The 11,909-nt window shown below is 74.4% G+C and carries 5 protein-coding genes; 4 read left to right on the top strand and 1 reads right to left on the bottom strand.

Annotation, left to right across the window (positions count from 1 at the left end; genetic code table 11):
• Positions 1-116 precede the first annotated feature (116 nt).
• From V5P93_RS17220 to ssuE, 4 genes are read left to right on the top strand one after another with little or no spacing between them, the layout of a single operon-like run.
• Positions 117-2,489 carry a lantibiotic dehydratase gene (locus tag V5P93_RS17220; RefSeq protein WP_104479855.1) on the top strand — a complete coding sequence of 791 codons (2,373 nt, stop codon included), beginning with the start codon at positions 117-119 and terminating at the stop codon, positions 2,487-2,489.
• Entirely contained in the window at positions 2,486-3,325 is an 840-nt protein-coding gene (locus V5P93_RS17215; RefSeq protein ID WP_219824003.1) for a class I SAM-dependent methyltransferase, read from the top strand. Before V5P93_RS17220 ends, V5P93_RS17215 begins: the two co-directional genes overlap by 4 nt.
• A 19-nt stretch (positions 3,326-3,344) precedes the next feature.
• The gene (locus V5P93_RS17210; protein WP_104479854.1) at positions 3,345-10,184 is read left to right on the top strand and encodes a type I polyketide synthase; all 6,840 of its coding nucleotides are present in this window, start codon (positions 3,345-3,347) and stop codon (positions 10,182-10,184) included.
• 15 nt (positions 10,185-10,199) lie between these two features.
• The gene (gene ssuE, locus V5P93_RS17205; RefSeq protein ID WP_104479853.1) at positions 10,200-10,757 is read left to right on the top strand and encodes an NADPH-dependent FMN reductase; all 558 of its coding nucleotides are present in this window, start codon (positions 10,200-10,202) and stop codon (positions 10,755-10,757) included.
• A gap of 137 nt (positions 10,758-10,894) precedes the next feature.
• Here ssuE and V5P93_RS17200 read toward each other — a convergent pair whose 3' ends face one another.
• Entirely contained in the window at positions 10,895-11,842 is a 948-nt protein-coding gene (locus tag V5P93_RS17200; RefSeq protein ID WP_104479852.1) for a hypothetical protein, read from the bottom strand.
• Positions 11,843-11,909: the final 67 nt, after the last annotated feature.

Genomic DNA, 11,909 nt, shown 5'->3' with positions numbered 1-11,909 from the left:
GACTTCCTTACTCTCGAGGTGACTTTTTCCTACCGGACAACCCATGCGGTGTTCAAGTACGTCCAGCGGGTTCTCCCCCATGACCACAGCACATCCGTTTCCCGGCGAGGTGTTCGATGACCGATGACGCGCTCACCTGGACGGTACCCGCGGGACCCGGCGACCTGCTGGTATCGGTCCAGCCGTGGACCCTGTTGCGCACCACCGGATTCCCGATCTCCCTCATCGAGCCACTGGCCACAGTGGACCGCGCGCTGATCGATCGGGTGCTCGCGGCCCACGACGCGGTGGCGGCGCTGCGCGCGGAGTTCCTTGACGGGATGTGGCCGCGGCTGGCCGACGCCGTGCGCGGTGTCGAGCCGAGGCAGCGCAGCCTGCGGGCGTTGCGCGCGTGCCGAAGACTCGTCCAGGAGAGCGCCGAGATCGACGACACCCGCGCCGAGCTGCTCACCGCGCTCGACTGCCGTGAGTGGACGCTCGCGTGGAACACCGCGGTCGCGGACCTGGCCGGTGCCGGACCGGCCGAGTTCGACTCGGCGCTGTCGGCCGCGTACGAGTACGTCGCCGCGATGGCGTCCGATGACCGCCTGCGGCACGCGGTGTTCGTGTCCAACCCCGGGTTCCACTCCGCGCTGGCCCGGCAGGAGCGGCCCGCCCGGCGCGACCTCGACACGGTGCACCGCTACTTGCGACGCCTGTGCACCAAGTGCGAGACCGTGTCGTTCTTCGGTCCGGTGCTGTTCGCCGACCTGCGTCCCGGGCAACCGGAACCGGTCGCGATCGACCCGCCCGGCCCGGAGCGGGTCGTCGTGGAGGCCAGTGCCTGGCTGGTGGAGGCGCTGGCGGACCGGGACGCCGCGGCGACCGCTCCGGAAGACCAATTGGCCTGGCGCAACCCGATGTTCCGGGCGCTGGACTCGGGGCAGGGCTTGGAGCACGTTAGGGACGGGCGCCGCTTCCGGGTGCGGGCGGAGGCCATGGCGCTGTGGTGCGACAGCGACGGCACACCGGTCGGCGCGCGGGCCCCGCACGCGCGCGCCCTGGGCCCCGCGCTCACGGTGGCACCGTGGCGCCTGCCCGCCACCGAACTGCACGCGCTCACCCGACTCGCCGAGGCCCGCCCCGACGGTCCGGCCGCCGACTTGGCCGCCCACCGCGACAAGTACGCCGCGGCGGGCTGGCCGGAGCGCGTCGCGCACCTGGACGCCGCCCGCGAGCTCGCCACCGAACTGGTGGGCGGCAGCGAACGCCACGCCGGACGGCACTACGCCGACCGGGGGTTGTTCCACGAGGACCGGTCCAGCCCGTACAGCGAGCGGGTCCACCTCGGGGAACCGGTGGTGCGGCGGCTCCGCGACGTCACCGCGGCGGTCTTCCCGCTGGTGTACCTCGCGGCGCTGCTCACCAGGGCGGACGCCCGCGACGTGCTCCGGGCCGAGCTCGACGGCGCCCCCGCGTCCCTGGCGGCGCTCGCGGCGCGCGAGTTGCCGGAGCGGACGCCGAGGCGGGACCGGCTCGCGGACCGGCTCCGCGAACTCGTGGCCGCCGAGGGGCCCGAGCTGACCGGGGCCGCGCTGGCCCGCGCGCTCGCCCCGTTCTGGGCCGACCCGGCCGTGCGGGACTGGGACGCCTGCCTGCCCAGCCCGGACTTCATGCTGGTGGGCGCCGACCCCGCGACCGCGACGTGGGTGCTCGCCGAACTGCACGACGACTGCAGCTCGATCTTCGGCGGCCTGGAACGGCCGCTGCACGGGGACCCGGACGGCCTGTGGGCCGGGTTCACCGAGCGGGTCGGCGCGGCCATCCCCGACGCCGAGTGCGCCACGATCGTCTCGCGGCGGCGCAGCGCCCACGTGACCCCGGAGCTGCCGGGGGCGTCGATCGAGCTCAGCGGCCTGTCCGCGAAGCCCCGGGCCGAGGTGGTCGCGATCGCCGAGGTGGCGGTCCCGGCGGCCGGGGACGCGGTGGAGGTCGACGGGACGCGCAGGCTCCTGTACCCCGGCGACCTGTCCTCCACGCTGCACCGGGCGCTGTCGCGGCCCGCCGTGGTGCCGGTGCCGGTCGACCTGGGCACCCACACCCCGCGGGTCACCGTCGACGGCGTCGTCCTCCAGCGCGCCCGGTGGCGGTTCACGCTGCCCGCGCCCGGCGCGGACCGGTTCGACCGCTGGCGCGCGCTCCAGCTCCTGCGCCGCGACCTCGGTCTGCCGCGCTACGTGTACGTCCGCCACCCCGCCGAGCCCAAGCCGCTGCACCTCGACTTCCACGACCCGCTCTCGGTGCTCGACCTGGCCCGCCTGCCCGCGGTCGAGGTGGTGGCCTCGGAGATGCTGCCGACCCCGGACCAGCTGTGGTGGCGGGTGGACGGGGCGGCGCACTGCGCCGAGCTGCGGACCGGGTTCGTGCTCCGGCGGGCGCCGTCCACGACCCCGACCCCTTCGACCGACCGCGCGGTGCGGGCGGATGACCCGACAAGGAGTGACCAGTGAGCGACACGACGACGCGAGTCGGTGACGCGTACGACAAGTCGGCCGGGAACTACAACGCGGCCATGTTCAACCCGATCGGCCGCAAGGTCGTCGACCTGCTCGACCTGGGTCGGGGCGAGCGGGTGCTCGACATCGGCTGCGGCCGCGGCGCGTGCCTGTTCCCGGCGGCGGACGCGGTCGGTCCCACCGGCCACGTACTCGGCATCGACCTGTCCGCGGAGATGGCCGCCCGCTGCGCCGAGGACGCCGCGGCGAGCCCCTTCCGGGACTGGGTCGAGGTCCGCCAGGGCGACATCCAGCGCCTCGCGCTCGACGAGCCGGTCGACGCGGTCACCGCGGGGATGGTGCTGTTCCTGCTGCCCGACCCGGCGGACGCGCTGCGCCGGATCGCCGCGGTGCTGCGGCCGGGCGGTCGGTTCGCGGCCACCACGTTCCCCACCCAGGACGGCGGGCTCGCCGCGGGCTGGGAGTCCGCGGAGATCATCGCCGACGTGCTCGGCGGCTACCTGCCCGCGGGCGTGGACAACCCGTGGACGCCCGTGCTCGGGGTCGGCGGCCCGCTCGCCGACGCCGAGAGCACGGCCGCCGCGGTGCGCGCGGCGGGCTTCAGCGAGGTCGAGGTCGGCACCGTCGACGCGGTGTCGCACTTCGACTCCGTCGACGCGTACATCACCTGGACCTGGAACATCACCACCCGGATGCTCTGGGACCTGGTGCCCGCGGACCGGCTCGCCGAGGCCACCGCGCAGGCCCGCGAGCGGCTCGCCGTGATCGCGGGCGCGGACGGGGCGGTCGACTTCGTCTGTCCCACCAGGACCATCCACGCCGTCCGCTGACCACCTCGGGGAGCACACCATGCGCGCTGACCTGATCCGCCCGCTGTCGGACCTGCTGGCCGGTCACGCCGCCGAACGCGGGGACCGGGTCGCCTTCGGCGACGCCGCCGGGGAGCTGACCTACCGGGAACTCGACCACCGGACCCGGTGCCTCGCGGCCGACCTGGGCCCGGAGCCGGGGGAACCGATCGCGGTCCTGCTCGGCAACCGGGTGGCCGCGGTCGAGGCGACCCTGGCCACCGTCCTCGCGGGCGGGGTCAGCGTCCCGCTCAACCCGAACTCGGGCGAGTCGGATCTCGCGCACGTGCTCGCCGACAGCGGCGCCACCACGGTCATCACCGACCACGCGCACCGTGCCCGGCTCGACCGGGTGGCCACCGCGGCGCGGGTGGTCGACGTCGACGCGTGGCACCCGTCCGGGGCGGGCGCGGGGCCGTTCGACGAAGAGTCCACTATGGACCGAGCGGCACTGCTGCTCTACACCTCCGGGACGACCGGGAACCCCAAGGGGGTGCGCTACTCGCTGCGGAGTTCGCTGTGGATGGCCGCGGCCTGCCACGCGCCGATCCTCGGGCTGTCCGACCGCGACGTCGTGGTGTGGCCGCTGCCGCTGTTCCACGGGCTCGGGCAGAACCTCGCGGTGTTCGGCGTCGTCGCGGTCGGCGCCACGGCGCGGCTGCTGCCCGGCTTCGGCGTCGACGACGTGCTCACCGCGCTGCGGGACCACCGGGCCACCGTGCTCGCGGGCGTGCCGACCACCTACCACCACCTGCTGGCCGGCGCCGACCGCACCGCCTTCCCCGAGCTGCGCCTCGGGTTCGTCGCGGGCTCGGCCAGCGGCGCGGACCTGGGTGGCCGGTTCGAGGCCGCGTTCGGCGTGCCGCTGGTCGACCAGTACGGCTGCACGGAGGCCGCGGCCATCACCACCAACTGGCCGACCGGCAGGCGGGTTCCCGGGTCGGCGGGTCTGGCGGTCCCCGGCGTCGGCGTCCGGCTGGTCGACCCGGACACCGGCCACGACGTGGCCGCCGGGGTCGAGGGGGAGGTCTGGGTCAGCGGTCCCAACCTCATGCTGGGCTACCACAACCAGCCCGAGGCCACCGCGGAGGTGCTGCGCGACGGCTGGTACCGCACCGGGGACCTCGCCCGCCGGGACGCCAACGGCTTCGTCACGATCACCGGGCGGCTCCGGGAGCTCATCATCCGCGGCGGGGAGAACATCCACCCCGTCGAGGTCGAGCAGGTGCTGCGAGAGTTCCCCGGGGTGGCCGACGCCGCCGTCGCGGGCCGACCGGACCCGGTGCTCGGGGAGGTCCCCGTGGCCTACGTGGTGCCGGAGGAGTCCGGGGTCGACGCCGCGGCGCTGCTGGCCACCTGCCGCGAACGACTGGCCTACCACAAGGTCCCCGTCGCGGTGTACCGCGTCGACGCCATCCCGCGCACCCCGTCCGGCAAGATCACCCGCCACCGCCTCGGCGACCTGCCCGCCACCCTCCTCGCGGACCGCCCCGACGACGCCGGGACGCCCGCGCCGGGGCCCACCGCCGGAACCGTGTCCGGCGACGACCTCGACGCCGTGCTCGACGTGGTCCTCGCCGAGGTCCGCGCGGCCACCGGGGCCACCGGGGTCGACCAGGACCGCCCGTTCGTCGAGCTCGGCCTGGGGTCGATGGCCGCGGTCGCCCTGGCGTCACGGGTGTTCGCCGCCACCGGTGTGCCGCTGCCCGCGACGGCCGTGTTCGACAACCCGACACCCGCCTCGCTCGCGCGGCGGATCGTCGAGCGGGCCACCGGTGCCCCCGCCGCCGGGTCCGGGTCCGGGTCCGGGTCCGGGGGCAGGGGCGGACGGCTCCGGGACCGCGACACCGAGCCCATCGCGATCGTCGGCATGGCCTGCCGCTACCCGGGCGGGGTCGGCTCCCCCGAGGACCTGTGGCGGCTGCTGGTCGACGGCGGCGACGCGATCGGCCCGTTCCCCACCGACCGGGGGTGGGACCTGGCGAACCTGCACCACCCCGACCCCGACCACCCCGGCACCACCTACACCCGCGAGGGCGGGTTCCTCGACGACGCCGCGGGCTTCGACAACGCCTTCTTCGGGATCAGCCCGAAGGAGGCCACCGCGATGGACCCGCAGCAGCGCCTCGCCCTCGAACTGTCCTGGGAGGTGTTCGAGCGCGCCGGGATCGATCCCGGCAGCCTCGCGGGCACCGCGACCGGGGTGTTCCTGGGCGTCAACGGGGGCGACTACCAGCGGCTCGGGCACGGCCTGCCGGAGTACGAGGCGCACCTCGGGTTCGCCACCTCGGCGAGCGTGCTGTCCGGTCGGGTCGCCTACGTGCACGGCCTGCACGGACCGGCGATCACGGTCGACACCGCCTGCTCGGCGTCCCTGGTCGCGATCCACCTGGCCTGCCGGTCCCTGCGCTCCGGCGAGTCGACCCTGGCCGTCGCCGGTGGGGTCACCGTCCAGTCCACCCCGGACGCGGTGGTCACCTTCGCCCGGCAGCGCGGTCTCGCGGCCGATTCCCGGTGCAAGAGCTTCTCCGCCGACGCGGACGGCACCGCGTTCGGCGAGGGCATCGGGGTGCTCCTGCTCCAGCGGCTCGGGGACGCCCGCAGGCAGGGCCGCCCGGTGCTGGCCCTGCTCCGGGGCAGCGCGGTCAACTCCGACGGCGCGTCCAACGGCCTCACCGCGCCGAACGGCCTCGCACAGCAGCAGGTGATCCGCCGGGCCGTCGCCGACGCCGGTCTCACCACGGCGGACATCGACCTGGTCGAGGCGCACGGCACCGGCACCACCCTCGGGGACCCGATCGAGGCGGGGGCGCTGCTGGCCACCTACGGCGCCGACCGGGAGACCCCGGCCTGGCTCGGCGCGGTCAAGTCCAACCTCGGGCACACCCAGGCCGCCGCCGGGGTCGCCGGGGTGATCAAGTGCGTGCTCGCCCTGCGGCACGGCCTCATGCCCCGCACCCTGCACGTCAGCGAACCCACCCGGTACGCGGACTGGTCGTCGGGCGGGCTGGCCCTGCTGACCGAGGCCCGCCCGTGGCCCGCCGCCGACCGGCCCCGCCGCGCGGGGATCTCCGCGTTCGCGATCAGCGGCACCAACGCCCACGTGATCGTGGAGGAGCCCCCGCACCGGCCGCCGACCCCACCGCGGGAGCCCGCCGACCCGCCGGTGGTCCCGGTGCTCGTCTCGGCCAGGAGCCGGGACGCGCTGCGGGGCCAGGCGCGCGGGCTGATCGAGGTCGACGCCCCGCCGCTGGACATCGCCCACTCGCTGGTCACGACCAGGGCCGCCCTGCCGTACCGGGCGGTCGTCGTCGCCGCCGACCGCGACGACCTGCGGCGCGGCCTCACCGACCTCGCCGAGCGCGGTGGCGGCGACCTGGCCGCCGCGGGCCGCCGGGTGGCCTTCGCGTTCACCGGGCAAGGCGCGCAGCGACCGGGCATGGGCGGTGGGCTCTACCGGGCGCACCCGGTGTTCGCCGAGGCGTTCGACGAGGTCGCCGCGCACTTCGCCGCCCCGCTGCCCGAGATCCTGTCCGGCGCGGTGGACCCGGACCTGGTCACCCGCACCGACCACGCCCAGCCCGCGTTGTTCGCCGTCGAGGTGGCCCTGTTCCGGCTGCTCGCGCACTGGGGGGTGCACCCGGACCACCTGGTCGGCCACTCCATCGGCGAACTGGCCGCCGCCCACGTCGCCGGGGTGTTCACCCTCGCGGACGCCGCGACCCTGGTGACCGCGCGGGGACGGCTGCTGGCCAGGCCGACCCGCCCCGGGGCGATGGTCGCCCTGCGCCTGTCCGCGGCCGACGCCGTCGAACTGCTCGTCGGTTACGAGTCCGATGTGGACATCGCGGCGGTCAACGGGCCGACGGCCGTGGTGATCTCCGGGGCCGAGCCCGCGGTCTCGGCGGTGGCCGACCGCGCGCGGGCCGCCGGGGTGAAGGCGACCCGGCTGGCGGTGAGCACCGCGTTCCACTCGCCGCTGGTGGACGAGGTCCTCGCCGAGTTCGCGGAGACCGCGAAGACCATCGCCTACCGGTCACCGGCTGTGCCGATGGTGTCCACGGTCACCGGCACCGCCGACGCGCCGTGGACCGATCCCGACTACTGGGTCCGCCAGATCCGCTCGACCGTCCGGTTCGGACCGGCCGTGGCGGCGCTGCGCGCGGCGGGTGTCGACACCGTCGTCGAACTCGGCCCCGACGCCGCGCTCACCGCCGCGGTCCACGAGACCATGACCGGCGCCGACCACCTCGCGCTGGCGCTGCTGCGCGCGGGGCAACCGGAACCGGAGACGCTGGTCACCGGTCTGGGCAGGCTGCACAACCGGGGAGTTCCCGTTGACTGGTACCGGTTCTTCGCCGGATCCGGTGCCCGGACCGTCGAGCTGCCCACCTACGCCTTCGAGCACCGCCGGTTCTGGATCGACCGCGCCCCCTCCCCGCGACCCGTCGTCGAGCAGGCCCCACCCGAGCCCGAGCGGGACCTGCGCGCGCTCGCCACGGACGAGGAGCGGCTCATCGCCCTGGTCGAGATGATCACCGCGGCGGCGGCCGGGGTGCTCGGGCACCGGGACGCCGCGGCGATCGACCCGGACGCGCCGATCGACGGCCTGGGGTTCGACTCGCTCGCCGCGGTGGAACTGCGCAACGAACTCGTCGCGCGCACCGGTCTCGACCTGCGGGCCACGCTGGTGTTCGAGCACCCCACCTTCGCGGTGCTCGCCGACGACCTGCTCACCCGGCTCGACGCCGAGTCCGCCGACCGCGTCGACTTCGCGGGCGAGGTCTGGCTGGACGACGACATCGTGCCCGCCGCGGAGGTGGTCACCGCGTCCGTCGAACCGCGCGACATCCTGCTCACCGGGGTGACCGGGTTCCTCGGCGCGTACTTGCTGCGCGAGCTGGTGCGCACGACCCGGGCCACCGTGCACTGCCTCGTGCGGGCCGAGGACGCCGCCGCCGGGCTGCGGCGCGTCCAGGAGAACCTGGACTGGTACGGCTTGGGGGCCGAGGTCGACCCGGCGCGCCTGGTCGTGGTCCCCGGGGACCTCGCGGAGCCGCTTCTCGGGCTGTCCCCCGAGGAGTTCGACGCGCTGGCCCGCCGGGTCGATGTCGTCTACCACGCCGCGGCGCACGTCAACGGTCTCTACCCGTACTCGGCGCTCCGGGCGGCCAACGTCAGCGGCACGAGGGAGGTCCTGCGGCTCGCCGCCCGGCACCGCACCGTCCCGGTGCACCACGTCTCGACCACCGGCGTGTTCTCCGCCGTCCGCGACACCGGGCGACCACTGTCCACATCGGACCAGACTGGCCCGCCGGAGGAGCTGTGGTCGGGCTACCGGCAGAGCAAGTGGGTCGCCGAGCAGCTCGTCGGACTGGCCAGGGACCGGGGGCTGCCGGTGTCGGTCCACCGGGTCGACGAGATCTCCGGCGACACCGCCACCGGGGCCTGCCAGCGCCACGACTTCGTCTGGCTGGCGATCAAGGGTCTGCTGCAGGCAGGCGCGGTGCCCTCGGGGTGCAAGGGCCGATTCCACCTCGTGCCGGTCGACCACGTCAGCGCCGCGGTGGTGGCGCTCGCCCACCAGCCGCCCGGCACCTACCACCACGGCAACCGGCAGCACCTGGGGTTCGACGACATGGTGGACTGCCTGCGCCGACTAGGCCACCACCTGACCGAGTTGGACTGGGACTCCTGGGTCGAGCGCGTCGCCGCCGACCGGGACAACGCGATGAACCCCATGCTCGCCGCGTTCGACGCCACCATCCACACCGCGGACAACGCCTACGTCACCGTCGACCTCACCGACACCGAGGCGGCGCTGGCCGACGGCGGCCCGGTGTGCCCCCCGATGACCGAGGAACTCTTCGCCCGCTACGTGGACTGGTTCACCCGGGTCGGCTACTTCCCCGCCCCGGTCCCCCGGGCCGCGGTCGAGCGGGTCCGCGGCGATGTCCACATCAGACCGGCCGTCCCCGGTGACCTCGACCCGCTCGCCCGGATCTGCCTGAACTCGTTCAACGAGGCCAACGCCGCGCTCGGCCTGCCGCCGGAGTGGGACGGGATCGACCAGGCCAAGGCGGTGATCCGGGAACGGCTCACCGCCCCCCGCTGCCGCTCGCTCGTCGCCGTGGACGGCGCGGGCGCGGTGCTCGGCTCGAACTTCGTCCTCCCCGGCGACGAGGTCGCCACCTGGGGCCCGCTCAGCGTCGCCCCGCACGCCCAGGGCCGCGGGGTGGGCAAGCACCTCATGGCCGCCACCTTCGACGCCATCGCCGACACCGGTCGCACCGGCGCGCACGTGGTGCAGACCACCGCGAACCTGGCCGTCTACCGGCTCTACACCTCGATGGGCTGTGTGGCCCGCGACGACTTGGTCGTCCTGCGCGGCCGGGTCACCGACCCCGACGCGGTCGGCGACTTCACGGTGCGCCCCATGCGGCCCGCCGACCTCGCCGCCTGCGCCGAGATCCACCGCACGGTCAACGGGTACGCCAGGGACTCCGAGATCGCCCTCGCCGCCCGAGGCGGCTTCGGCGGCGTCGACCCGCACGTGGTCACCGGCCCCGACGGCGTGGTCGTCGGCTACACCACCGGTCTGACGTTCATGGGCCACCTGACCTGTCTCACCGAGCCCGCAGCGCGCGCCCTCCACTCGGTCCTGAGCGGGTCCATGACCGACACCCCGCTGATCCGCGTCATGGCCCGACTCAACCCCGAGTTGCTCACCTGGGCCCTGACCACGGGCGACGTGACGATCAGCAGGCACGACACGGTCATCTCCCACGGCGACTACCGGCAACCGAGGACCGGTGTCTACTGCCCGGCCCAATCCCACTGAACCGGAGTGAACCCCATGTCCAGGATCATCGTGCTGTCCGGCAGCCCATCACCGGTCTCCCGCACCGCGTCACTCGCGGACCTGGTGGCGGACACCCTCCCGGACGCCGTCCACCTACGCCTGCGCGAACTCCCCGCCGCCCCCCTCCTCTCCGCCGACCGCGGTGACCAGGCGATCACCCGAGCCACCGAGAAGGTGGCCGCGGCCGACGGGGTGGTGCTCGTCACCCCGATCTACAAAGCCTCCTTCTCCGGCCTCCTCAAGATCTTCCTGGACCTCCTCCCCCAGGACGGTTTCGCGGGCAAAACCGTGGCGCCCCTCGCGGTCGGCCGCTCGATCGCACACCTCCTGGCCATCGACTACGGCCTACGCCCCGTCGTGCAGTCCATGTCACCCAAACAGGTCCTCCGCGGCCACTTCCTCCTGGAACAGCACCTGTCCTTCGACTCGACCGGCCGCTTGCGGATCGAGGAGGAGGGCCAGACCCGGGTCACGGAATCCCTCACCGAACTCCTCGACTCCCTCGCCCTCCACGCCACAAGACCGCGAGCCCTGACCGATCTCCCCGGGTGAACGCAGCCCGAAACGCCCGGTCGCATTCCTAGTCAGGACAGCCCGGTTTGCTCCCGACTACGCACCCTCAGAAGCAGCGGTCGGCGGCGGGCGTCCGGGCCCGGGCGTCATGCGCCCAGGCCCGGACGAGGTCGTGCTCAATCGAGCACGGTCAGGTCACTCCGGATCGCTGGACGCCACGGCAGAATCCCCTGATAGGGCAGGACTTCCTGCCCCGGAAGCACCACACCCGCCCAGTCGAGCGACCCACCGTCGTAGCCGGACACCGAGATCCGGCGGCCGATCAACGACGGATCGCCGCCTGCCGTCACCGTCGCGGTGACGATCGCCGTCGGGCCGCTCGCGTCGAGTTCGGTGACCGTCGCGTCGACCGTGGTTGCCGCGCTGTCGCTGATGGTGATCGTGCCGGTCGCCGCCGACGGCGGTGCTCCAGCGGGTGCGTGCGCGTTCACCGTGATCTTGCGGTCACCCTGGTCGAGGGTGCCCGTGACGTGGCGTTCGGGCAGACCGGCCCGACTGCCGGGAACGCCGCCGCGCGGGCCCGGCACCGGTGTGCGGACGGTGAGCGTGCTCTGCTCGAGCGCGAAGAACGGTACGTGCGCCTGCCCCGGGGCGACCGGCTCGCCCGCGAAGCCCCAGACGAAGCCGACGCGGTCCCCGTCGGGGCGGTCCGCGACGCTCAGCGCGACCGGGGCGCCGATCATCGGCAGGTCAGGGTTGTCCGGGTTGTCCTTCCAGGTGACGACGCCGTTGAGCACGGCGAGCGAGCCTGCCGCCGTCAGCCTGTCGATGGTGCCGCCGAACGCCGCGTGGAGGGTGCCGTCCGGCCGGGTGTGCACCGCCTGCCACCGGCCGTTGGCGCGCCACGGGTTTCCGGGCCGCGGCGTCGCGTGGGCGTCCAGGTCGAGGGTGATCGGGTCACCGGCCCACATCGGGAACCGGTCTCCGGGCAGCAGCCCGCGCCCGGAACCGCTGACGCCGACGGCCGTGGCCGGATCGGCAGCGGCCGCCGTGGTACCGCCCAGCAGCGGCAGGGCGGTGGCGAGCCCGACGGCGAGCGCGCACAGGCGTGATCGAGTGGTCATCGTGAATCTCTCCCCAGGGTCGTCGATGGAGTGGTAACACCGTTATAGGACGCCGGAGTTGAGAGTA

This window comes from Actinokineospora auranticolor, assembly GCF_041897805.1.
Lineage (GTDB): Bacteria > Actinomycetota > Actinomycetes > Mycobacteriales > Pseudonocardiaceae > Actinokineospora > Actinokineospora auranticolor.
The sequence above is the reverse complement of the archived record's forward strand: the minus strand, read 5'-3'. Positions and strand labels throughout refer to the sequence as shown.

Coding starts and splice junctions, on each gene's coding strand:
- V5P93_RS17200 (WP_104479852.1), bottom strand. CDS start 11,842: ATGACCACTCGATCACGCCTGTGCGCGCTCGCCGTCGGGCTCGCCACC.
- ssuE (WP_104479853.1), top strand. CDS start 10,200: ATGTCCAGGATCATCGTGCTGTCCGGCAGCCCATCACCGGTCTCCCGC.
- V5P93_RS17210 (WP_104479854.1), top strand. CDS start 3,345: ATGCGCGCTGACCTGATCCGCCCGCTGTCGGACCTGCTGGCCGGTCAC.
- V5P93_RS17220 (WP_104479855.1), top strand. CDS start 117: ATGACCGATGACGCGCTCACCTGGACGGTACCCGCGGGACCCGGCGAC.